Source organism: Hominiventricola aquisgranensis (genome assembly GCF_040096225.1).
GTDB classification, from domain to species: Bacteria; Bacillota; Clostridia; order Lachnospirales; family Lachnospiraceae; genus Hominiventricola; species Hominiventricola aquisgranensis.
Genome location: NZ_JBBMFC010000004.1, coordinates 41,652 through 63,684 on the forward strand (window position 1 = coordinate 41,652; position 22,033 = coordinate 63,684).

24 protein-coding genes and 1 other annotated feature are annotated in these 22,033 nt (G+C 44.7%); of the genes, 23 read left to right on the forward strand and 1 reads right to left on the reverse strand.

All coding sequences use genetic code 11. The features are described from left to right. The first annotated feature begins 1 nt into the window (after position 1). From cls to WMO62_RS03080, 10 genes are all read left to right on the forward strand, one after another. The gene (gene cls / locus WMO62_RS03035) at positions 2 to 1,534 is read left to right on the forward strand and encodes a cardiolipin synthase (protein WP_349143757.1); all 1,533 of its coding nucleotides are present in this window, start codon (positions 2 to 4) and stop codon (positions 1,532 to 1,534) included. A gap of 57 nt (positions 1,535 to 1,591) precedes the next feature. Further along, positions 1,592 to 2,020, forward strand: a complete 429-nt coding sequence (locus WMO62_RS03040; RefSeq protein ID WP_117496291.1) for a CBS domain-containing protein — start codon at positions 1,592 to 1,594, stop codon at positions 2,018 to 2,020. Continuing rightward, positions 2,017 to 2,454, forward strand: a complete 438-nt coding sequence (locus WMO62_RS03045) for a GatB/YqeY domain-containing protein (RefSeq protein ID WP_349143758.1) — start codon at positions 2,017 to 2,019, stop codon at positions 2,452 to 2,454. Before WMO62_RS03040 ends, WMO62_RS03045 begins: the two co-directional genes overlap by 4 nt. A gap of 365 nt (positions 2,455 to 2,819) precedes the next feature. Further along, positions 2,820 to 3,326, forward strand: coding sequence for an NUDIX hydrolase (locus tag WMO62_RS03050; RefSeq protein WP_349143759.1), 507 nt, complete (start codon positions 2,820 to 2,822; stop codon positions 3,324 to 3,326). A gap of 87 nt (positions 3,327 to 3,413) precedes the next feature. Continuing rightward, positions 3,414 to 3,657: a binding site (T-box leader), on the forward strand. A gap of 102 nt (positions 3,658 to 3,759) precedes the next feature. After that, positions 3,760 to 4,827: an ABC transporter substrate-binding protein gene (locus WMO62_RS03055; protein WP_349143760.1), complete on the forward strand. Its 1,068-nt coding sequence runs from the start codon at positions 3,760 to 3,762 to the stop codon at positions 4,825 to 4,827. Positions 4,828 to 4,830: 3 nt separating this feature from the next. Continuing rightward, positions 4,831 to 5,742: an ABC transporter permease gene (locus tag WMO62_RS03060; RefSeq protein WP_349143761.1), complete on the forward strand. Its 912-nt coding sequence runs from the start codon at positions 4,831 to 4,833 to the stop codon at positions 5,740 to 5,742. A 1-nt stretch (position 5,743) separates the two neighbouring features. Then, positions 5,744 to 6,550 (forward strand): ABC transporter ATP-binding protein, encoded by an 807-nt coding sequence (locus WMO62_RS03065; RefSeq protein WP_349143762.1) that lies wholly within the window; start codon positions 5,744 to 5,746, stop codon positions 6,548 to 6,550. 269 nt (positions 6,551 to 6,819) lie between these two features. After that, positions 6,820 to 6,993: a hypothetical protein gene (locus WMO62_RS03070; protein ID WP_349143763.1), complete on the forward strand. Its 174-nt coding sequence runs from the start codon at positions 6,820 to 6,822 to the stop codon at positions 6,991 to 6,993. Positions 6,994 to 6,995: 2 nt separating this feature from the next. Further along, entirely contained in the window at positions 6,996 to 7,955 is a 960-nt protein-coding gene (locus tag WMO62_RS03075) for an SIR2 family NAD-dependent protein deacylase (protein WP_349143764.1), read from the forward strand. Between the two features lie 4 nt (positions 7,956 to 7,959). Continuing rightward, positions 7,960 to 8,622 (forward strand): DUF3786 domain-containing protein, encoded by a 663-nt coding sequence (locus tag WMO62_RS03080; protein ID WP_349143765.1) that lies wholly within the window; start codon positions 7,960 to 7,962, stop codon positions 8,620 to 8,622. Positions 8,623 to 8,655: 33 nt separating this feature from the next. Here the strand turns inward: WMO62_RS03080 and WMO62_RS03085 are convergent, their stop codons facing one another. After that, complete coding sequence (locus tag WMO62_RS03085; protein ID WP_349143766.1) at positions 8,656 to 9,111, reverse strand: TetR/AcrR family transcriptional regulator; 456 nt, start codon at positions 9,109 to 9,111, stop codon at positions 8,656 to 8,658. 302 nt (positions 9,112 to 9,413) lie between these two features. On the opposite strand from WMO62_RS03085, the gene WMO62_RS03090 reads away from it, so the two are divergent. From WMO62_RS03090 to WMO62_RS03150, 13 genes are all read left to right on the forward strand, one after another. After that, positions 9,414 to 10,184: an ATP-binding protein gene (locus WMO62_RS03090; protein ID WP_349143767.1), complete on the forward strand. Its 771-nt coding sequence runs from the start codon at positions 9,414 to 9,416 to the stop codon at positions 10,182 to 10,184. 32 nt (positions 10,185 to 10,216) lie between these two features. Continuing rightward, complete coding sequence (locus tag WMO62_RS15880; protein ID WP_435390460.1) at positions 10,217 to 10,369, forward strand: hypothetical protein; 153 nt, start codon at positions 10,217 to 10,219, stop codon at positions 10,367 to 10,369. Continuing rightward, positions 10,366 to 10,560 carry a hypothetical protein gene (locus WMO62_RS03100; RefSeq protein WP_349143768.1) on the forward strand — a complete coding sequence of 65 codons (195 nt, stop codon included), beginning with the start codon at positions 10,366 to 10,368 and terminating at the stop codon, positions 10,558 to 10,560. Before WMO62_RS15880 ends, WMO62_RS03100 begins: the two co-directional genes overlap by 4 nt. A 19-nt stretch (positions 10,561 to 10,579) precedes the next feature. Continuing rightward, on the forward strand, positions 10,580 to 10,924 hold the full coding sequence (locus tag WMO62_RS03105) for a DUF3786 domain-containing protein (RefSeq protein WP_349143769.1): 345 nt from the start codon (positions 10,580 to 10,582) through the stop codon (positions 10,922 to 10,924). A 311-nt stretch (positions 10,925 to 11,235) separates the two neighbouring features. After that, positions 11,236 to 12,165, forward strand: coding sequence for an RpnC/YadD family protein (locus WMO62_RS03110; protein WP_349143770.1), 930 nt, complete (start codon positions 11,236 to 11,238; stop codon positions 12,163 to 12,165). A 164-nt stretch (positions 12,166 to 12,329) separates the two neighbouring features. Next, complete coding sequence (locus WMO62_RS03115) at positions 12,330 to 14,009, forward strand: serine/threonine protein kinase (protein ID WP_349143771.1); 1,680 nt, start codon at positions 12,330 to 12,332, stop codon at positions 14,007 to 14,009. Position 14,010: 1 nt separating this feature from the next. Next, the gene (locus WMO62_RS03120) at positions 14,011 to 17,142 is read left to right on the forward strand and encodes a hypothetical protein (protein WP_349143772.1); all 3,132 of its coding nucleotides are present in this window, start codon (positions 14,011 to 14,013) and stop codon (positions 17,140 to 17,142) included. Beyond that, positions 17,123 to 17,314, forward strand: a complete 192-nt coding sequence (locus tag WMO62_RS03125; RefSeq protein WP_349143773.1) for a hypothetical protein — start codon at positions 17,123 to 17,125, stop codon at positions 17,312 to 17,314. Before WMO62_RS03120 ends, WMO62_RS03125 begins: the two co-directional genes overlap by 20 nt. A 334-nt stretch (positions 17,315 to 17,648) precedes the next feature. After that, on the forward strand, positions 17,649 to 19,037 hold the full coding sequence (locus WMO62_RS03130) for an alanine/glycine:cation symporter family protein (RefSeq protein ID WP_349143774.1): 1,389 nt from the start codon (positions 17,649 to 17,651) through the stop codon (positions 19,035 to 19,037). A gap of 137 nt (positions 19,038 to 19,174) precedes the next feature. Beyond that, complete coding sequence (gene rimO / locus WMO62_RS03135; RefSeq protein WP_117496409.1) at positions 19,175 to 20,512, forward strand: 30S ribosomal protein S12 methylthiotransferase RimO; 1,338 nt, start codon at positions 19,175 to 19,177, stop codon at positions 20,510 to 20,512. Next, positions 20,496 to 21,074 (forward strand): CDP-diacylglycerol--glycerol-3-phosphate 3-phosphatidyltransferase, encoded by a 579-nt coding sequence (gene pgsA, locus WMO62_RS03140; protein ID WP_147600781.1) that lies wholly within the window; start codon positions 20,496 to 20,498, stop codon positions 21,072 to 21,074. The genes rimO and pgsA overlap by 17 nt, the downstream gene beginning before the upstream one ends. 18 nt (positions 21,075 to 21,092) lie before the next feature. Beyond that, the gene (nrdG, locus tag WMO62_RS03145) at positions 21,093 to 21,581 is read left to right on the forward strand and encodes an anaerobic ribonucleoside-triphosphate reductase activating protein (RefSeq protein ID WP_117496270.1); all 489 of its coding nucleotides are present in this window, start codon (positions 21,093 to 21,095) and stop codon (positions 21,579 to 21,581) included. Between the two features lie 13 nt (positions 21,582 to 21,594). Further along, the gene (locus tag WMO62_RS03150; RefSeq protein ID WP_117496269.1) at positions 21,595 to 22,029 is read left to right on the forward strand and encodes a dUTP diphosphatase; all 435 of its coding nucleotides are present in this window, start codon (positions 21,595 to 21,597) and stop codon (positions 22,027 to 22,029) included. The last annotated feature ends 4 nt before the right edge of the window (positions 22,030 to 22,033 follow it).

The following is a 22,033-nucleotide window of genomic DNA, read 5'->3' on the forward strand; positions in this document are numbered from 1 at the left end:
TATGGCAAAACTGTTTAAGGTATTAAAGAGCCGAACCGTGCTGGTGGGGCTTGCAATTCTCATACAGGCAGCCTGGTATATTCTGTTTTTGAGACAGCTGACCAGCTACTCTGTATTTATCAATGGATTTTTCCGGGTCTTAAGTGTGGTGATCGTGTTATATCTGATCCGCAAGGATGAAAATTCGGCCTATAAGATCGCATGGATCATCCTGATCATGCTGATCCCGCTGTTGGGTGGTATCCTGTATGTGCTGGTCGGAAACAAGAAGCCAAGCAAAAAGATTGCCCAGAAAATGGCATTGGTCAAAGATGGCATGAAAGATACCATGAAGCAGAATGAGGAGATTCTTGCAGAAGTCAGAGCACAGGATGCGAATGTGGCAGGCTCTATGAATTATCTGGGAACCCTTGGCCGTTATCCGGTGTGGAAACATACCGCGGTGAAATATTTCCCCATCGGTGAAGAGATGTTCGCATCTATGCTGGAAGATCTGAAGAAGGCAGAACATTACATTTATCTGGAATATTTTATCATTGAGCAGGGAATCATGTGGAACTCGATCCTGGAGATCCTGGAACAGAAAGTAAAAGAAGGCGTGGAAGTGCGTCTGATCTATGATGATGTGGGGTGTGTGGACCGTCTGCCGATCCATTATACAAAGCTGATGGAGAACAAAGGCATCAAATGTATGGCATTTAACCGGTTCGTACCGTTTCTGTCACTGGCCATGAACAATCGTGATCATCGGAAAATCCTGGTGATCGATGGTTATATCGGTTATAGCGGCGGAATCAATCTGGCAGATGAATATATCAATGAAAAAGCGAGATTCGGTCACTGGAAAGATACAGGAGTGCGTCTTTTGGGAGAAGGTGTGTTCAATCTCACGATCATGTTTCTGGAGATGTGGAATGCATTTCAGAAGCCGGATTTTGATTATGAAGCCTTCCGTCCTCACAGATGGCACCCGGAGACTTTTAAGACAGATGGTTATGTGATTCCTTATGCGGACACGCCTCTTGACAACGAAGAGCTGGGAGAAAATGTATATATCAACATTCTCAATCAGGCAAAAGATTATGTATATATTGCAACACCGTATCTGCTTATCAGCGATGAGATGGAGCGTGCGTTGTGTCTGGCAGCCAAGCGGGGTGTGGATGTACGGATATTGATGCCGGGCATTCCGGATAAGCCTATGGTCTTTTATATGGCAAAATCTTATTATCCGCCGCTTCTGGAGGCTGGTGTCAAGATTTATGAATATACGCCGGGATTTGTCCATGCTAAGTCCTATGTGTGTGATGACCAGATCGGAACTGTAGGCAGCATCAATATGGATTTCAGAAGTCTTTACCTGCATTTTGAGTGCGGAACGATGCTCTATCAGTGTGAGGCAATTCATGATATTAAGACTGATATGGAGCAGTGTTTTGAACAATGTCATCAGGTGACTATGGGGGACTGCCGCCAGGGCGTGATCGGTGGATTGTTCACCAGTGTATTGAGGGTACTGGCACCCTTGATGTAACAGGAAAATACCATAAGTGAAATACAACCAATAAAATATACAGAGGCTGAATAAATTATGAACGTATTATTTTTTCTGACACCGAAAAGTGAAGTTGCATATTTGAAAGATGAATGGACCCTGCGACAGGGAATTGAGAAGCTGGAATACAGCGGATATACTGCAATTCCCATGATCGACAAGGAGGGACATTACCTTGGGGTGGTAACGGAAGGCGATTTCCTTTGGACACTGAAAAAACGTTATGATATGAACTTAAAAGAGGCAGAAAATGTCTCAATCCTCACAGTGGAGCGTCGGATGGAATTCCGCCCGGTATCCATCAATGCGTCCATGGAGGATCTGATCCAGACAGCCATGAACCAGAACTTTGTTCCGGTCATTGACGATAAAAAAATATTCATAGGCATTGTCACCAGAAAGGATATTATCAAATTCTGTTTTGACACCTATGTAAAGACAGGCAAGGAGGAAAAAACATTATGAAATTAAAAGATCTTCAGGATGCAATGATCGCAGCCATGAAAGCGAAGGATAAACCGAGAAAGGACTCTATCTCCGCACTGGTATCGGCAGTGAAAAAAGCAGGTATCGATGCAGGATGCCGTGACGATATTCCGGAGGATATGGTCAATCAGGTCGTATTAAAAGAGCTGAAAAGCGTTAAAGAGCAGATCGACACCTGCCCGGCTTCCAGAGAGGATTTGCTGGCAGAGTACAAGGCCCGTTACGATGTGATGGGTGAATTTGCTCCGAAGCTCTTAAGCGCAGAGGAAGTAAAAGAGATCCTCACCAGCAAATTTGCTGACGTGCTGGCAACCAAGAATAAAGGTATGATCATGAAGACCGTTATGGGTGAGCTGAAAGGCAAAGCAGATGGTAAAGTGATCAATCAGGTAGTGGCAGAACTGACGAAATAAAAATCTTTTTAGGGAAGACTACTAAGATGAGGCGGGGTATGAAGAAAATCCTTTCCGAGTTTCTTTTTGGGCAATTCTTGTGCAGTACGAGCCTTGGTTGCCCATTTACTTCCTTAGGGGAAGCTTTTTTTGTCAATTAGTGGACAGCCTGCACCTCTTAAGTAATCTATTGCCCAATATCATACTCACGGGAAGCTTTCCTTGTCAATTATTGGGCAGTTTGCACCTTTTCAAGTACTCTATTGCCCAATAGCTTCCTTACAGAAGTACTTTCTGGCTCTTGTTGGACAATTTCTGTAGAAGTAAAAAATCAGGAGTATATCAATGCCCTGAGTACTATGGATTGGATTCAGAAGAAAATGAAAATGACTACGTTACCAATGACAGTGACGACTCTGTGTTATCTGGAACAGAACGACAATTACCTGATGATGCACAGAGTTAAGAAAAAGCAGGATATGAATCAGGATAAATGGATTGGAGTGGGCGGTCACGCAGAGGACTATGAAAGCCCTGAGGACTGTCTGCTTCGTGAAGTACAGGAAGAGACCGGTCTGACTCTTACAGACTATCGCTTTCGGGGTATTGTGACCTTTGCTATGAAGAATGCGGAGACGCAGTATATGTGTCTCTATACAGCCACGGGCTGGACAGGCAGGATGAAGGAAGACTGCCCGGAAGGCAATCTGGAGTGGGTCAGAAAAGATCAGATCCATACCCTTGATCTGTGGGAAGGGGATAAAGTATTTTTCCGTCTGCTCACAGATGAGGTGCCGTTCTTTTCACTGAAGTTATATTATGAGTCTGATGAACTGAAAGAATGCGTGTTGAATGGGAAAAATCTGGATTGGAAAGCCTTTTTGAATATTTAAAAATTTCAAAATAATTTCAAAAAGTGGTTGACATTTCTTCAAAACAGGCATAGAATACAAACAAGTTCAAGAGAACATAACAAAATACTAAAACCGATGAGAAAGAGAAGTAAGCTTTCAGGCAAAGTTACAGAGAACTGCAGGTGGTGGGATTGCAGTATGGAGCAGATTGCTGAATGGCCTTTCGAGGGCGGCCCGAAATGTAAAGAGTAGGAACCGTCGGGAACCAAACCCGTTATCAATGAGGAGTGTATGACAGTACACCGAAAGTGGACAGCAATGTCAAGTTGAGTGGTACCGCGATTATAAGATATTTATAACCGTCTCAAGCAGAAAAAGCTTGGGACGGTTTTTTTGTATAATAAAAACGAAGGGCAGCCGTTTCAAGCCAGTGAAACAGCCCTGAATTTTTTGAATAGTGGAGGAAAAAGACATGAAAAAGAAAGTAGTGAGCGTAGTACTGGCAGCAGCAATGACAACAACTCTGGTAGCAGGATGTGGAAGCACCGGTTCTGCAGACACCGCAGCAGATACTTCCGCAGAGGCAGCTGAAGATACGGAAGCAACAGACACGGCAGACACCACCGAAGCAGCAACCGGAGATACCATTAAAGTAGCCGTTGTAAAACAGATGGATCATGCATCTCTGGATGAGATCGCCAATGCAGTTGAGGAAGAGCTGGATACTATCGCAGCAAAGAACGGAGTAACTATTGAATATGAGACTTATTCCGGACAGGGTGATCAGTCAGTTCTGAATCAGATTGGAACGCAGGTGGTCTCCGAGGATGTAGATGTGATTATTCCGATCGCAACACTGGCAGCACAGGTGATGGCAAATTGTGCAGAAGAGACACAGACACCGGTTGTATACGCAGCAATTTCTGATCCGGATGCAGCAGAGCTTACCGGAATTGACTATGTAACGGGTACTTCTGATGCACTGAACACCGATTTTATCATGGATATGATGTTCAAACAGAACCCGGATGTACAGAAAGTCGGACTTCTCTACTCTCTGTCCGAGGCAAACTCCACAAAGCCGATCGCGGATGCAAAAGCATATCTGGATGAGAAGGGAATTGCTTACGAAGAGAAGACAGCAAGCACCAATGATGAAGTTATCACTGCAGCAAGCGCACTGGTCGCAGATGGTGTGGATGCAGTATTTACTCCTACCGATAACGTGATCATGGCAGCAGAGCTGGCAATCTATGAGACCTTCGCAGATGCAGGTATTCCGCATTACACGGGAGCTGATTCCTTCGTAAGAAATGGTGCATTTGCTACCTGTGGCGTGAACTACACTGATCTTGGACATAAAACCGCTGATCTTGCATATGAGGCAGTAACCGCTGGCATGGCAGACATGGATGACTACTATCTGATGGATGGCGGCATCATCACAGTCAACACTGAGACAGCAGCAACACTTGGAATTGACTATTCCGCATTTAATGACATAGGAGAGGTTGTGGAAGTAACCACTACCGAGGAGTAAAAAATGGTTTATGTGATTCAGACAGCCCTTGAGCTGGGCTTTATGTATGCGTTGGTAGCTATGGCTCTTTTCTTAAGCTACCGGATCCTGGATATTGCGGATCTGACCACGGACAGCGGATTTGTCCTGGGAGCAGCAGTATCCGTAACGGTGGCAGCCGCAGGACATCCGTTCCTGGCAATCCTGGCAGCGATGGCTGCCGGATCCTGTGCCGGATTTGTGACAGCATTTTTGCAGACCAGACTGGGTGTTCCGTCTATTCTGGCAGGAATCGTTACAAACACAGGTCTCTATACGGTGAACCTGATGGTCATGGGATGGAGCTCCAATGTCAGTCTCTTAAAGCAGAGTACATTGTTTACCATGATGAAAGAGACCGGGATTGGAGGCACATGGTATAAGCTCATCCTGGCAGCCGGAATCACGATCCTGGCCGGACTCTTCCTGGTATGGTTTCTGGGAACCCGTATCGGACTGAGCATCCGGGCCACTGGAGATAATGCAGACATGGTCCGTGCATCCTCCGTCAATCCAGTATTTACTATTACCGTTGGTCTTTGCATTTCCAATGCACTGACCGCACTGTCCGGCGCAGTGGTCGGACAGTATCAGAAATCCGCCGATATCAACGGTGGAACCGGAATTGTTGTGATTGGTCTTGCATGCCTGATCATTGGTGAGACGCTGATCGGACGAAGATCCATGGCAAGAAATGTACTCGCAGCGCTGATCGGAAGTATTGTATATCGTTTTATCTATGCGATCATTCTGAAGACGGGAATTGTTCCCATCGAGTGCCTGAAGCTTGTGACAGCCATTGTGGTTGCACTGGCGATTGCAGGACCGGAACTGAAGAAGTGGGCCGCTTTCCAGAAACGGAAGATGAGTGCAACAGCCAGAAGAGGGGGAAAATGATATGCTAAGACTGGAAAATATCAAAAAGACCTTTAATCCTGGTACCGTCAATGAAAAATGTGCACTGCAGGGGTTGTCCCTTTATCTGAAGCCGGGAGATTTTGCAACCATCATTGGTTCCAATGGAGCAGGAAAATCTACAATGATGAATGCCATTGCAGGTGTATTTTATGTGGATGAAGGTTCTGTGATCCTGGGTGGAAAGGATATTACCTTCACTCCAGAATATAAGAGAAGCCGCGTGATTGGTCGTCTCTTTCAGGATCCCCTGAAGGGAACAGCTCCTCATATGACCATTGAGGAAAATCTGGCGCTGGCATATCTTCGTACTTCCCGAGGAAATGCGCCGTTCAGTCGTGTATCCAAAAAAGATAAGGATTTTTTCAGAGAACAGTTGTCGCAGCTTCATATGGGGTTGGAAGACCGGATGAAGAATCCAGTGGGACTCCTGTCCGGCGGACAGCGTCAGGCACTGACACTTCTGATGGCAACCATGGTTCCTCCAGATTTGTTATTGCTGGATGAACATACAGCAGCACTGGATCCGGGAACTGCGGATAAAGTGTTAAAACTGACACAGGAGATCATTGAGAAAAATCATACCACCTGTCTGATGGTGACTCACAATATGCAGCAGGCATTGAGCATGGGTAATCGGACATTGATGATGGATGATGGAAAGATCGTTCTCGATGTAGAAGGAAAAGAACGGGAAAATATGACCGTGACCGATCTTCTGGAAAAATTCCACACAAAAGCAGGAAAAGATCTGGACAATGACCGAATCCTGCTGTCGATGGGGAAATAGAAAATTTATTATGTAGTCTTTAGAACCTGGAGTGCTTCCTGAAGAAGTGCTTCAGGTTTTTTCTGTTGTGGAGATATTGAGGAATCAAAAAGAAAAAAATGCCAGCAGAACCGATGAGGATAGGGCCATTATTGGAAAAATACCCTGATATGATAGATCCATTATTTCTGTATTATAGAAGTAATAAACTTATATTATTCACGGCACAGTCGTGTAAGTGGCTGAAAGCCACATAATTTCTTTGCGACCAACTGATCAAGGCACCACTTATGAATTTGGTGAAGAAAGAGCCTTATGCGGCTTATATTACCATAAACAAAGGTGAGATCTATATTCCGGATGAGATTGCGGCAAAATCCTATGGTCTTGATGGAGATATGACAGAGATATTGGAACGACTGAAAGAGGCTTCGGAAGAAAGAAACGAAGGATGGAGGAAATGAAAATGAGCATGTATGAAAACTTGGTTATGCAGACGCAGATGAATTATTCCAGATATTACGGAACGTATGCCGCCGGAAAAACTCCGGTCAGATTAAGCGACAGAGAAGCACTGCCTTACGAAAAGCAGATTGAGAAATTGATCGAAAAAATAAAAGAAGCAGATTGCATTGTAGTTGGAGGAGCCTCTGGACTGTCCTCCGCGGGAGGCGGGGATTTTTACTATGAGGATACGCCGTCCTTTCGCCGTTATTTCGGGAAGTTTGCAGAAAAATATGGGTTTCAGGGAGCGTTTGCAGGCATGGGGTATCCATATAAGACCCGCGGGGAATTCTGGGCTTATCTGGCTACCTTCCTGCATACGACGCAGACTGCGCCCATTAGGGAACCCTATCTGGATCTGGACACCATTTTGCAGGGAAAAGATTTCTTTATTCTGACTACGAATCAGGACACACAGTTTGTCAAGATTTATCCGGAGGAGAAGGTGGCACAGATTCAGGGGGATCACCGCTTTTTCCAGTGTTCCAGACAGTGTTGCGACCGGACATGGGATGCGATAAAGCCGGTAGAAAAAATGATAGAGGCCATGGGAGATGGTACAAGCATTCCCGAAGAGTTGATACCGCGCTGTCCGGTCTGCGGCGAGGAAGCGTTTCCGTGGGTGCGTGGTTACGGTAATTTCCTGCAGGGAAGAAAATACGATGAACAATATCAGAAAATTTCGAAGTATATCATGAACAACAAAGAGAAAAAGATACTCTTCATGGAACTGGGAGTGGGGAGAATGACACCGATGTTTATACAGGAACCTTTCTGGAACCTGACGCTGAACCTTCCGGATGCCTATTATATTGCCGTAAACGCACAATATGATTTCCTGCCAAAAGACATAGAGGAAAAGGGAATGGTCATTAAGGGAGATATTGCAAAAGTGCTGAAAGATGCTGCAAAAAGGGTGTGAAAAAATGGACAGCTTTTTTAAAGATACGCTTCCGAACAACAGAGCCTTTAGCGAGATGCTTCGTCCAGCAAAGGAACAGGTAAAACATCTGTCACCGGATAACATAGCCCAAAGAAGCGGAGCAGTCTTTCACGAAAGTGATGGAGTATTGGAGTTACAAAGCCTGAACCAAACGGTTCGGATTACAGTTCCTGAATATACATTTTCTCCCAGGCTTGAGGAATGGCATCAACTGGTGATTCTTCATTATTTGGCTCTGGCAGATGGGACTGCGATTTCTGATCAGGTCATTACGTTTGGAGGATTAAAGGATGGTCTTATCAGAGGGACGAAGTTTGACCATGACATGGAAAAGGAACTTCAGAGATTTCTGAATGGAAAAACACCGGATTGCATTCGGAAGATCTGCAAAGGCCTTGGGGCAGAATTTGCAGACAGCAATGCCGATCTGTGTGCAGTATTTCACTTTCTGCCAAACTATCCGGTCTGGTTGAAGATATGGTTTGCGGATGAAGAGTTTGAAGCGTCCGGGAAACTTTATCTTAGCAGAAGCGCCGACCACTATCTGACTATGGAGGACGCGGTTACGGTTGGAGAAATTCTGCTGTCGAAATTGAAGGCACAGGAGAGTGACAAAGCTGAAACGTCCTTGGATAACAGAAAGTGATCGTTTTGGTTTTGGTATATTGCTTCTATAAATCTACAGAATCTCTTCCCGCTGGTCATGGATCAGAAAGGTTTCCAATCCTCCCTTGATAAATTGATCAATGGTCTGTTGGATTTTCGTCCAGTCGCTGCAATGATTTTTGAGCATCATGCGGTTGATCGCAAGGCATCCGTTCATCTGAAAATAAAAGACAGCTTCTGCCTGTTCAAAGGTCAGAAGGCTGTTTTTCATCAGGCGTGTAATGAAATCCTCCTTGCCGAGATCCGCCAGCTTTTCCAGCATCCGGGCGGCAGTGACATCATCAAAGAACAGCACCTGATAATGGGATGCAGAACGGATTTTTTCACAGAACGGATAAGTGCAGTTTAACTTGTAAGGACAGAGTACATGATCCAGAACGCTTAATGTATCTGAAAGAAAATCCTCTAAAATGTCGTTCAGAACATCGTCGATATCGTAATAATGAAGATAGAAGGTACCCCGATTCATTTCGGCTTTTTTGCATATTTCTGTCACAGTAATTTTACTGTAGGGTTTAGTTTTCAGCTCTTCTAGCAGGATATCTTTAATAGTTTGGCATGTGTATCTGGTGCGACGGTCGGTTTTCTGTATTTTTTCCATAGAATCTCCTTTGGTTTCTATACAATTTTTAAATTTTGTTCAGAAACATATCAATGTGAAAACATTGACGATTGAATTATCGGATAGGTTTATTATAATTAGTTTGACGTTAAAAATCAACAGTATGTTCAGAAAAAGGACATGATGTATAAAAGAAAGGAGTAAACATAATGGGACATATCATAGCAGTTGCAGGAAAAGGCGGTGTAGGGAAAACAACATTGACAGGCCTGCTGATTCAGTATTTGTGTGAAAGTGGGAAAAAACCGGTGCTGGCAGTGGATGCTGACGCAAATGCGAACCTGAATGAGGTTCTTGGTGTGGGGATCAAATGCACACTGGGAGAACTGCGGGAGGAAATTGAAAGAGCCGGTGTGGACAGCCGCTATCAGATCCCTGTTGGAATGACGAAGCAGGCATATCTGGAAGCACGGTTGGCAGATGCCATCACAGAGGAAGATGATTATGATCTGATGGTAATGGGACGCACACAGGGGCAGGGCTGTTATTGCTTTGTGAACGGTCTGGTACAAACACAGATACAGAAGCTGCAGAGCAACTATCCATATGTGGTGGTAGATAATGAGGCCGGCATGGAGCATATCAGCAGGGGACTGATTCCGACAATGGAAATTGCCATTTTAGTCAGCGACTGTTCCAGAAGAGGTGTGCAGGCAGCAGGCAGAATTGCGGCATTGATGAAAGAACTGAATTTCAAACCGAAAACGGTGGGATTGATTGTGAACCGGGCTTCGGAAGGAAAGCTTGATGCAGGAACTATGGAAGAAGTTGAAAAACAGGGATTAACACTTTTGGGCGTTGTGCCGCAGGATCAGGACGTGTATCAGTATGACTGCGATGGAAAACCGATCGTCCGGCTTCCGAAGGATTCGCCTGTACGCAGTGCGCTTCATGATATTGTGCAGAAGCTGGGCTTATAGAAGACAGGGCAGATCTGGATGCAAATCTGGGATTGGCATTAGGGTTTCCGGAGGATATGGTAGATTCTATCGAGCCTATTTCTAAAATGCGAAAAAAGATCAAGGAACGAACATATGACTGCAGCCCGGAGTTGGTAAAAGAAGTGAAAGACATTGTACAGAGAATGAGAGGAGAAAACTTATGATTGCTTTCGGATGTGAAGATAAAAACAGATCACCAATCATCGAGGACAGGATCTGCCCAAAATGCGGCAGGGACATAGAAGTATTTTTGTTGGGAGGAAGAATCATGGAGGATGCGGTCTGTGAATGTGGTTATGTGATCGAGGCGCAGGAACCGATATTGAAGGTAACAGACCGTAAGAAAGAAAACTAAAGGTCAGGAGGATGAAAAATTGCCGTTTGATTATGCGAGAGACAATATGGAGAGAAGGCCGTATGAGTTTTATATAGAGGAATACCGGCAGGCCGATCCTATAGAGATCAGTAATCGACTGGGTATTGCATATGACGTTCAGAAATCGGAGTTTACCATATTTTTTATGGGTGTTAATTACTATGTTACCTATCCGGATTTTCGGGTAAGTCATGAAGAATCGGAAATGTGTTTTTATCCGCTGGAAGAAATACAGCATATCCAGAGCGGACATATGCATAATCAGGTATTGGAAGATTTTCTTTTGATGTTGATTATCTGGAAGGTACATTGGACGGTAAGCTCTTCTGGGCGCAGCCGCTGAACACCGGCGGATACCATGTGATCTGGGACGCAGATGATTCTGATGGTAAACAAAATCGTTTATGTTCCGGATCACGGATATTACTACATCAGAGACATTCTGGATGCATACAAATCCGATTTTTAAAATTCTACTTGTATTATCCACACAGCGTGTGGTATTATCATATTTATAATCAGTAAATCATAAAATCTATCTCAATTCGAGAGAAAGATTCCTATAAAAAACAAACAAATAGTTGTATTTTGCTCAACAAAAAGTAGTGACAATTATTTGTTTATATTATAAAATATACAAAGGAAGGGACTTAAATGGGGGAAAAGGATATTGCAGAAAAAATACTACTGGCTTACAATGATGTATTTTCGGACATTGTAAATGTACTACTATTTGGAGGACAAGAGGTCATACAGGGAAATGATCTGGAGGATCAGACAACGATAAGCGCATATAAGGCGGACGGAAAGCTACATGAAATCGACCGGGATGTGGCGAAGAGATGGAAAACTGGTAATCTGCGGCTGGCATGCGTGGGATTTGAAAATCAGACAAGCTCAGATTCAGATATGCCGTTGAGGGTTATCGCTTATGATGGAATGGAGTATCGGGCGCAGTTGTTGAAGAAAACGGTGGATGAACCAGATGAGGCAAGGAAACAGGAACGATACCCAGTGATAACAATGGTGCTGTATTTTGGATATGAGCATCTGTGGAACGGACCGATTTCCTTGAAAGACCGGCTGAAAATTCTTGATGGTTTAGATGATTATGTAAATGATTACAAGTTCAATTTGTATCAGATTGCATATCTGTCGGATGAACAGATTCAGCAATTTAAAAGTGACTTTCGAGTTGTTGCAGAATTCTTTTCTCAGAAGAGAAAACAGCTTGACTATACCCCAAGTAATCAACAGCTTCAACATGCGAAAGAAGTTCTGCAATTGTTCAGTATCATGACAGATGATGCCAGGTTTGAAGATATTTATAACGAAGAACTGGAAAAAGGAGAAGGAGGAGTTAAAACAATGTGTGATGTATTAGATCGAGCAATGGAAAAAGGTAAATTGGTTGGAATTGAGGAAGGAAGAAAGTCTGGGCTTATGGAAGGCAGGAAAACTGGAAAATTGGATGGCTTTATGTTTGCATTGAAACTTGTGAGTGCCGGGCGCGAAAGTGATCTGGAACGTGCAACCAGAGATGATGTGTTCAGAAGTAAGTTAATTGAAGAGTTTGGCGAGTAAGAGATGTAGAAATTATTTTTGTCCGTAAGATTTTATTAACAATTTGTTCCGAGGCATTCGACTCAAAGTTTTTCCAAAAAGAAAAAAGAAAACTGAAAAAGAAAACCTGACAATGGGTGCAGTGGGTGTTTGCGCCTGTTTGCAGGAAGAAAAGGGGGAACCATATGCTGGAAAATGGATTTCTTGTAGATGGAAAGTACAAGATTCTGGATGTGATTGGCAGAGGCGGTATGAGTATCGTTTATCTGGCAATCAATGAAAAAGCCAATCGGTCATGGGCAGTCAAAGAATTGATCCGAACTGATCCAAGGGCTGCAGGAATCAGTAAAAAGGAGACTGATCTTCTGAAAAAGCTTCATCATCCGGGGATTGCAGGAATTGTAGATGTGATCGAGCAGAAAGAAAGTCAGCTGATCGTCATGGACTACGTGGAGGGCCATTCACTGGATCAGGTGTTAGAGGAACAGGGAGTGTGCAGTGAGCGGGAGGTACTGGATATTGGGATCCAGCTCTGCGAGGTACTGGAATATCTGCACACTCGAAAGCCGCCTGTGATCTATCGGGATCTGAAGCCATCTAATGTGATGAAAAAGCCGGATGGAAAGCTGGTGCTGATCGACTTTGGGGCAGCCAGGGAATACCGAAGATACAGCGACGGCGATACGGTCTTGTTGGGAACCAGAGGGTATGCTGCACCGGAACAGTATGAAAGTCAGGGACAGACAGATGCAAGAACGGATATTTACAGTCTTGGAGTCATGTTGTTTGAACTGGTGACAGGGGAAAGCCCACATCGATTGTGCCCAGTGCGAAAGATACGACCGGAATTATCTGCAGGTCTGGAATCAATTCTGGAAATCTGTACACAGACAGATCCGGCAGAGCGATTCTCTTCCTGTGCAGAATTAAAGTATGCGTTGGAACATTCCTGGGAGATGGACGAACGATATCAGAAGAGGCAGAAGCGGAAGCTGGCAGGATTTTTCACCCCGGTTGCAGCAAGTATTTGTCTTGGAATCGGTGGAATTGTCTTTTCCGGGCTGGAGACACAGGCGAGTCGGAATACCTATGAGGCTTATCTGACTGCTGCGGGAAATGCTGCTGTCAAGGAAGAAGAACTGGGCAATTATGAAAAGGCGATTTGCCTGAGACCAGGGGAGAAAGATGCATATCTTCAATTATTAAAGCATGGCTTCCTGGATGATGAACTGCTGACGGTGGAGGAAAGTATGCGTCTTCGTGGGATTCTTACGGAACAGACTGCATCTGGAGAGTCCTTTGAAAGTGTATTTTCAAAAAATAAAGAAGGTTATGCTGCATTTTGCTATGAAGCAGGGGTGACTTATTACTATAAATACGAAGAGACGGAAAATAAGAAGCAGGCGCAGAGTTATTTCAGGTTGGCAGCACAGTCGGGCTGTCTGACAGGAGCACATCTTGTCAGAGCAGAAAAACTTTCATTGATTGCCGGATACTATACAAGGATCGGTCTGGTGGATGCTGCGGGGGATGACCTGGTGGATTATAAGCAGTACTGGGAAGATCTGGTGGAGGTTTCAGCAGGAAATATTGTAATGACAGATAATGAGCGGACAGCGGTTGTTGTGTATGAGGAACTGATCGGACAGGTATTGTTCCATGGGGAGAGTTTCCTGGAGGCAGGAGCCAGGGCAGACATGATCCGGGAACAACTGGCACAGGTACGGACGCATCTGCAGCAGGATTTTACAGGAAAGGACCTGGGCGGAGCAGATGCATTTTCAGAAATTAAGGATCGGCTGATACAGCAGATGGAGGAAGCAGAATATTTGCTGGCAGCATTAGAGGAGAGACAGGGGGAGTAACATGGAGAACAGAATAGCGGTTTATCATCGACTGTATGTGTTGTGTATGGCAGGTATGCTGCCGGGACTTTTACTTTCAATATTTTTATATATCCGGTTGGATATGTATGAGGTGTTCGGATATTTTCGAAGAAAATGGTGTGCCGGTAGAAAATGTGTGAGGAAAAGCAAACGAAAAGTTTCTTTCCTGCTAATATTCGTGACAGCTTTTGTTTTCTGGACTGGACTGGGACTGATGGTTCATGGGGAGGAGGAACCGACAGAGGATGTATCGGGAGTGAGGATTATCTGTCAGGAAGCAGATATTCAGATTGGTGAAAAAGTTTACTACAGGGATTCCTTCTGGGTGCAGATCCAGATTGAAAAAGAAGATGAAACTATAGAAGAAATGTTGGATTTCTGTGAGTGGAAACTTTATAAAGATAGTGAAGAAATAAAGGAACCTGTTGTGGAATGGTCTGAAGAAGAAGAGTATGTGCAGGGAAAACTGTGGATCAAAGCAGACCAGGAAACGCATAAGATGGATGGAATATATGAACTGGAAGTAGTCTGGAAAGAGAAGGAGGAGACAGAGAAGCCGGAGACGGAGAAGCCGGAGACGGAGAAGCCGGAGATAAAACCGGATTTAATGGAAAGTGATGATGAGGAAGCGGATGAAAAGCCGGAAGGTTCGGGAAAAATTGTAGAGTTACACAGCCCGGAACTTGTATTGGACACATCAGCACCTGAGATAAAGATGAATATTACAACAAAATCAGGCGAACCTGTCAATTATGGAAATTATCAGGAATATGGTTACTGGTTTTCCAAAGAGCCGGTGACAGCAAGGATACAGGTTACCGATCCGCTCAGTGGAATCGGGCAGGCAGAAGTGGTGGTTCTTGATGCGGATGGAGAAGTGGTACAGAAAGAAGCGGATGTACCGAATGGTCAGACTCCTTGCTGGGAACAGAGCATTGTGCTGCCTGATAATGGAAGCGAATTTGACGGAACAATCATTGTAAATGTGAAGGACAGGCTGGAGAATACAGATGCCCAGAGTGGAAACGTGATCGTGGAAAGTGAACAGGCACATCAGGCTCAGGAACCAGTACAGATGGAGATTCTTACTGAACCGGGAAGAATCGTGGATGGAGAAGCTTATTACCGTTCAGATGTGCAGGTGAAGTTTATATTTACTGACAAGATTTCCGGTTTGGGAAAAATGTTCTTAAAAGCAGGAAGTGAATTGACAGAGGAGACTAACTATCTGGAGCAGGCAGGGACAGACCGGACAGAGTCGCCAGGACAGCCAATTACTCTCACCTGTGAATGGGAAGGAACCATTATGGCCGAACATAATAACCAGAATGATGTTCCGGTTCTGGCAACCGTCATAGATAATGCAGGATATGAGGATCAGGTAGAAAAGAAGATCCATATTGATACGACTGCACCGGAAATTACGGTGGAATATGATAAAAATGATCCTGTAAATGAACGGTTCTACCAAGAAGCAAGGACAGCTACCGTATCGATCAAGGAACGAAATTTTGCTGCAGATGACGTGGAATTTCTGGTGACTGGAACGGACGGTGTACGACCGGTGATTGGTGAATGGACAAGTGAAGGAACTGAAGATGAGACCGTACATCGCTGTCAGGTAACGTTTTCAGAGGATGGTGAATATATATTTTCGGTAAAGTTTCAGGACAAAGCAGGAAACCAGGCAGTATATGACCGAATAGATGAATTTGTGATCGATCAGACAGCACCGGTACTGATGGTACAGTGGGATACAGAACAAAGCCAGAATGGCAGTTATTATGCAAAAGGACGTCAGGCACTGATTCAGGTGGAAGAACGGAATTTTGCACCGGAAGAGATGGAAGTTCTGGTGGAACAGGAATATGGTCAGGCACAGAGTTCCGACTGGGAGACACAGGGGCAGATCCATCAGAAAAGGGTTTATTTTTCAGAAGACGGAACCTATGGTCTGACTGTCAAAGGCAGAGATCTGGCAGGAAATACATGCTCTGAATACCGCATTGACCTGTTTGTGATTGATCAGACTCCGCCGGAACTTAAAATCTGTGGGGTGAGAGATGGTTCAGCCAATGCCGGTGTGCTGAAACCGGAGATCATTAGTCAGGATCTGAATTACCAGTCAGGTTCTCTGGAAGTTCGGCTGACTGGAAGCCTTCGGGGAATACGTACATTTTCCGGGAAATTTGCAATGATGTCAGATGGAGAACAGTATATTTATGAAAATTTTCCAAACGAACCATCGACGGATGATATTTATGTGCTGGAAGCAGTAGCGAGAGATCTGGCAGGAAATGAGAGCCGTCAGACTTGCAGCTTTTCGGTGAACCGGTTTGGATCGGTATATACCTTTGATCAACTGACGGAGCAGTTGCTGGATGGTAATCGGTATCTGAAACAGGGGGCACAGATGACGATCACGGAGACTAATGTGGATGGTCTGCATTTGCAGAATATTTTGTACAGTCATAATGGAAAAAGCCGGACACTTAAGAAGGATCAGGATTACATCATTTCTGAAAAGAAGACATTGGGTGACTGGAAGCAGTATATTTATCAGATCCGGAAAGAAGTATTTTCGCAGAATGGTGTCTATGAGATTGCAGTCTGCTCGGAGGATCTGGCATCCAATTATTCCAATACCATTCTGAAAGACAGAACGATTCGTTTTATGGTAGATCATACACCGCCGCGGATCCGTGTATCAGGAATCCGCAATCAGGGCATCTATCGGGAACAGGAGCGGGTCGTCAACCTGTATCTGGAAGATAATCTTTGTCTGGAGCAGGCAGAGGTGACATTCGGTGGAGATACCACCAGCTATGATGCCGAGACTTTGCGCATCTCAGACAATGGAATTGTGTTACATTTTGGAAAGGAAGAACAGTGGCAGAATCTTCGGGTAAGGGCGATAGATGCAGCTGGAAATGAGACGGAAGAGAATCTGAATTTTCTGATCTGGCCGGAGAATGATGCGGGTAGAAACTGGCTGTGGTCGTTGAGTATTTTAGTGGCTTTAGTTATTATCGTTGCTTGTAAAATAGGTAAAAAACCGCTATACTGTATGTATAGAAAGGCGGTGGATAAGGATGGAAGAGATGACAGATAAAGAATTACTGCAGAAGAATGTGGAGGAATTTTCAAGACTGCAAAGTTATATGAAGCTGTGCGAAAAAGATTCGGAAGTATATCAGGCAATGCGGATCAGATACGTGGAATTGAAAGTCATTCTGACAGCATCCGGCGTGAACTTAAATGAACTGGACGTGATTAAGGAATAGCTTTTCACACCATTTTCACAGCTCACCCATATTTTTGCCACAAATTTTCCGTATACTCCTTACTGTAAAGGAAATAAAGCAAATGTAGACTGCAATCAAAAAAGATAATACAGGAGAGTGATGAACACAACAGAGAACAGGTACTGTAATAAAAAATTTTGTTTTAACATAAAATAATAAAATAATTTTAATCAAAAGAGGAGAAACTGCAAAATATACAGCAGCTCCTCTTTTTTTAGTGAATTATTCTCTTTCTGACAAAATTATCTGTAAACTATTGAAAAATGTATACAGTGATACAATAATACAAAAAAATTTAAAGGGGGGTCAGTGTATGGAGCAAATTATTTCGATGATCAACAATCTGGATGCATATGTATGGGGGTGGCCGATGATCGTGCTGCTTCTTGGAACACATCTGATCATGACAGGAGCGACCGGAGGTATCCAGAGGAAAATCGGGACAGCAATTAAACTGTCTGTGACAAAGGATACAGAGGCAGAAGGTGAAGTCAGCCAGTTTGGAGCACTGGCAACTGCACTTGCATCTACTATTGGAACCGGTAACATTATTGGTGTGGGAACTGCCATTTATCTGGGAGGCCCAGGTGCAGTTCTCTGGTGCTGGCTGACTGGTGTATTTGGAATCGCAACGAAATATGCAGAGTCATTGATCGCAGTGAAATACAGAGTAAAGACTCCCGATGGACGGATGCAGGGTGGTGCCATGTATGCGTTGGAGAGAGGACTCAACATGAGATGGCTGGGACTGATCTTCGCTTTCTTTGCATCATTTGCATCTTTTGGAATCGGCTGCGCTACACAGGTCAATGCAATCGCAACGGTATGCAGTGAGAATCTCGGCATTCCGTCATGGATCGTGGGAGGAGCCGTTGCATTCTTTACCGCACTGGTTATCTTTGGTGGAATTAAATCTATTTCCAGTGTCTGTGAGAAGCTGGTTCCGTTCATGGCCTTGTTCTACGTGATCGGATGTATTGTGATTCTGGGAATCAATATTGATTTTCTGCTTCCGGCACTGAAAACGATTGTAACGCTGGCATTCCAGCCGGGCGCAGCAGCAGGTGGGCTTACGGGCGGCGGCATTATGCTGGCATTGCATTATGGAGTTGCAAGAGGTCTGTTCTCCAATGAATCCGGAATGGGTTCTGCTCCGATCGCAGCAGCAGCTGCACAGACAAGGAATCCGGTGCGTCAGGCACTGGTATCTGCAACCGGCACCTTCTGGGATACCGTCGTTGTATGTGCCATGACAGGTCTGGTTCTGGTAACCAGCATTATGACGAATCCATCTATAGATATTGGAAATGTGTCCAACGGCGGCGTGCTGACCACATTGGCATTTGATCAGATCCCGTACATTGGACCGATGATCCTGGTATTTGGTATCATCCTGTTTGCTTATTCTACTGTGCTTGGATGGGCATATTATGGAGAACGCTGCGTAGAATATTGTTTTGGTAAAAATGCACTGATTCCTTATCGTGTACTTTATGTTCTTGTGGCAGCAATCGCACCGGTCGTTGCACTTGACCTGGTATGGACGATTGCAGATATTCTGAACGCATTGATGGCAATCCCGAATCTCATCGCCATATTGCTTCTGACGTCGGTAATCGTCAAGGAAACAAAGAAGTACATAAACAACCTGGATGCTCACAGTGACGAACAAGTACCTGTGGTGGACAGAAAAGAAAACTGAAAATAAAATAATCGAATAGTTGTGGAAGAAAATACCCGCAGTCGGATAAGACAACCGGCTGCGGGTATTGCTTTTTAGTTTTGGTTCGTATTATAATGGAATGAAAATGAAAAATAAAGGAGAAGACATCATCTATGATGAATATACTGTTTGTATCCCTGGGCTGTGACAAGAACCTGGTGGATTCAGAAGTGATGCTGGGACTTCTGGCAGAAAAGGGATATGGTTTTACAGATGACGAGATGGAAGCAGATGTGATCGTTGTGAACACCTGCTGTTTTATTGGTGATGCTAAGGAAGAGAGTGTTAACACGATCCTGGAGATGGCAGAGCACAAAAAAGATGCAAAATGTAAGGCTCTGATCGTGACCGGATGTATGGCACAGCGTTATAAGCAGGAAATCATTGACGAGATTCCGGAAGTGGATGCAGTGCTGGGAACCACTACCTACGACAGCATTATCGAGGCGGTGGAAGAAGCACTTGGCGGCGAGCATATGCTGAAATGTGAGGATATTGACCGGCTGGTACTGACCAATGCCAAGCGTATGCTGACTACTGGCGGACATTATGCACATCTGAAGATCGCGGAGGGCTGCGATAAGCACTGTACCTATTGTATCATTCCGAAGCTTCGCGGCAATTACCGCAGTTTCCCCATGGAGAAACTGGTAAAAGAGGCAGAAGAGCTGGCAGCACAGGGCGTGAAGGAGCTGATCCTGGTAGCACAGGAGACCACTCTTTACGGAACGGATATCTATGGAAAGAAGAGCCTTCATCTGTTGCTGAAGGAACTTTGCAAGATCAAAGGTATCCGCTGGATCCGTGTGCAGTACTGCTACCCGGAGGAGATCTACGATGAACTGATCCAGACCATGAAGGAAGAGCCGAAGGTCTGTAATTATCTGGATCTTCCGATCCAGCATGCATCTGACCGGATCTTAAAGAGAATGGGACGCCGTACCAGCCAGGCTGATCTGCGTGCAATCATTGGAAAGCTCCGTCAGGAGATTCCGGATATTTGTCTGCGTACCACATTGATCAGTGGATTCCCGGGAGAGACGGAAGAAGATCACGAAGAGCTGATGAATTTTGTGGACGAGATGGAGTTTGACCGCCTTGGAGTATTCACCTATTCAGCAGAGGAAGATACACCGGCAGCAACCATGCCGGATCAGATTCCGGAGGAACTGAAAGAAGAGCGCAGGGACGAGATCATGGAACTTCAGCAGGAGATTTCCTTTGAAAAAGCAGAAGAGATGGTGGGCAAGAGCCTGTGGTGCATGGTAGAGGGAAAAGTCGCTGATGAGTACGCATATGTGGCAAGAACCTACAAGGATGCTCCCGGCGTGGATGGCTATCTGTTCATTCAGACCATCGAAGAACTCATGTCCGGTGATTTTGTAAAAGTGCGCGTGACCGGAGCGGACGAATATGATTTGATAGGAGAGATCGACGATGAATTTACCGAATAAATTAACTGTGTTCAGAGTGATTCTGATTGTACCATTCGTAGTGTTACTCTTAGGCGGATTTCAACAGTGGGGCTGGTTTACGACTCTGTTCAGTGGAATCCTTCCTTATACAGATTACATTGCAGTAGGAATCTTCATTGTAGCCAGCCTGACAGACCTTCTGGATGGAAAGATTGCCAGAAAATACAATCTGGTCACTGACTTTGGAAAATTCATGGATCCGCTGGCAGATAAGCTGTTGGTATGTTCTGCCATGATCTGTCTCATTGAGATGGGACGGCTGTCAGCATGGATCGTGATTGTGATCATCAGCCGTGAATTTATCATCAGTGGATTCCGTCTGGTGGCATCTGATAACGGTGTGGTTATCGCGGCCAGCTATTGGGGAAAATTCAAGACCACTTTCCAGATGCTTATGATCATCGTACTGCTGCTGAACTTTGGTGGTGTATTTGTACTGATCGGACAGATCCTGACCTGGATTGCCCTGATCCTGACTGTGGTATCCCTGGTGGATTATATTGTGAAGAATAAAGATGTGATCCTCAAGGGAGATATTTAAGGAAAGAAGCGAACAGATATGAGATATCATAATATTACCAAAGATGATATGTTAAATGGAGATGGGCTGCGTGTTGTATTATGGCTGGCAGGATGTGAACACCATTGCAAGAACTGTCAGAATCCGGTGACCTGGGATCCGGATGGAGGTCTGCCTTTTGATGAAGCTGCCAAAGCAGAGATCTATGAGGAACTGGATAAGGAATATGTATCGGGCATTACTTTCAGCGGCGGCGATCCATTGCTTTTAAGAAACAGGGAAGAACTGACAGAATTTTTAAAAGAGATCAAGAAGAACTATCCAGAGAAGACAATCTGGCTTTACACCGGATATCTCTGGGATGATGTTCAGGATCTGGAACTGATCCAGTATCTGGATGTATTGGTGGACGGCCGGTTTGTGGAAGAACTAAAAGATAACAGCCTTCCGTGGAAGGGCAGTGCCAATCAGAGAGTCATTGACGTACAGAAAACAAGAGAGCTGGGACAGATCGTCCTCTATGCTTAAACAGGAGAACAAGATGGAAAAGATCAGAATCAAGTATTTTTCAGATAAGATTGAAAAACTGACCTATATCGGAGGAAAATCTGACTGGATCGACCTTCGGGCATCAGCAGATGTAACATTGAAGGCGGGAGAATTCAAGCTGATCCCGCTGGGAATCGCCATGGAGCTTCCCAAAGGCTATGAAGCTCACGTGATCCCCAGAAGCAGTACTTACAAGAATTTTGGCATTCTGCAGGCTAACAGTATGGGATTGATTGATGAAAGCTATTGCGGCGACAACGATCAGTGGTATTTTCCGGCACTGGCCATGAGAGACACGGAGATTCATGTCAACGACAGAATCTGTCAGTTCCGTATTATGGAGCATCAGCCGGAACTGGTATTTGAAGAGACAGAAGTACTGACGGGTAAAGACAGAGGCGGATTTGGGACAACTGGACGACAGTAGTAGA

Coding starts and splice junctions, on each gene's coding strand:
- cls (WP_349143757.1), top strand. CDS start 2: ATGGCAAAACTGTTTAAGGTATTAAAGAGCCGAACCGTGCTGGTGGGG.
- WMO62_RS03040 (WP_117496291.1), top strand. CDS start 1,592: ATGAACGTATTATTTTTTCTGACACCGAAAAGTGAAGTTGCATATTTG.
- WMO62_RS03045 (WP_349143758.1), top strand. CDS start 2,017: ATGAAATTAAAAGATCTTCAGGATGCAATGATCGCAGCCATGAAAGCG.
- WMO62_RS03050 (WP_349143759.1), top strand. CDS start 2,820: ATGACTACGTTACCAATGACAGTGACGACTCTGTGTTATCTGGAACAG.
- WMO62_RS03055 (WP_349143760.1), top strand. CDS start 3,760: ATGAAAAAGAAAGTAGTGAGCGTAGTACTGGCAGCAGCAATGACAACA.
- WMO62_RS03060 (WP_349143761.1), top strand. CDS start 4,831: ATGGTTTATGTGATTCAGACAGCCCTTGAGCTGGGCTTTATGTATGCG.
- WMO62_RS03065 (WP_349143762.1), top strand. CDS start 5,744: ATGCTAAGACTGGAAAATATCAAAAAGACCTTTAATCCTGGTACCGTC.
- WMO62_RS03070 (WP_349143763.1), top strand. CDS start 6,820: ATGAATTTGGTGAAGAAAGAGCCTTATGCGGCTTATATTACCATAAAC.
- WMO62_RS03075 (WP_349143764.1), top strand. CDS start 6,996: ATGAGCATGTATGAAAACTTGGTTATGCAGACGCAGATGAATTATTCC.
- WMO62_RS03080 (WP_349143765.1), top strand. CDS start 7,960: ATGGACAGCTTTTTTAAAGATACGCTTCCGAACAACAGAGCCTTTAGC.
- WMO62_RS03085 (WP_349143766.1), bottom strand. CDS start 9,111: ATGAATCGGGGTACCTTCTATCTTCATTATTACGATATCGACGATGTT.
- WMO62_RS03090 (WP_349143767.1), top strand. CDS start 9,414: ATGGGACATATCATAGCAGTTGCAGGAAAAGGCGGTGTAGGGAAAACA.
- WMO62_RS03100 (WP_349143768.1), top strand. CDS start 10,366: ATGATTGCTTTCGGATGTGAAGATAAAAACAGATCACCAATCATCGAG.
- WMO62_RS03110 (WP_349143770.1), top strand. CDS start 11,236: ATGGGGGAAAAGGATATTGCAGAAAAAATACTACTGGCTTACAATGAT.
- WMO62_RS03115 (WP_349143771.1), top strand. CDS start 12,330: ATGCTGGAAAATGGATTTCTTGTAGATGGAAAGTACAAGATTCTGGAT.
- WMO62_RS03120 (WP_349143772.1), top strand. CDS start 14,011: ATGGAGAACAGAATAGCGGTTTATCATCGACTGTATGTGTTGTGTATG.
- WMO62_RS03125 (WP_349143773.1), top strand. CDS start 17,123: ATGGAAGAGATGACAGATAAAGAATTACTGCAGAAGAATGTGGAGGAA.
- WMO62_RS03130 (WP_349143774.1), top strand. CDS start 17,649: ATGGAGCAAATTATTTCGATGATCAACAATCTGGATGCATATGTATGG.
- rimO (WP_117496409.1), top strand. CDS start 19,175: ATGAATATACTGTTTGTATCCCTGGGCTGTGACAAGAACCTGGTGGAT.
- pgsA (WP_147600781.1), top strand. CDS start 20,496: ATGAATTTACCGAATAAATTAACTGTGTTCAGAGTGATTCTGATTGTA.
- nrdG (WP_117496270.1), top strand. CDS start 21,093: ATGAGATATCATAATATTACCAAAGATGATATGTTAAATGGAGATGGG.
- WMO62_RS03150 (WP_117496269.1), top strand. CDS start 21,595: ATGGAAAAGATCAGAATCAAGTATTTTTCAGATAAGATTGAAAAACTG.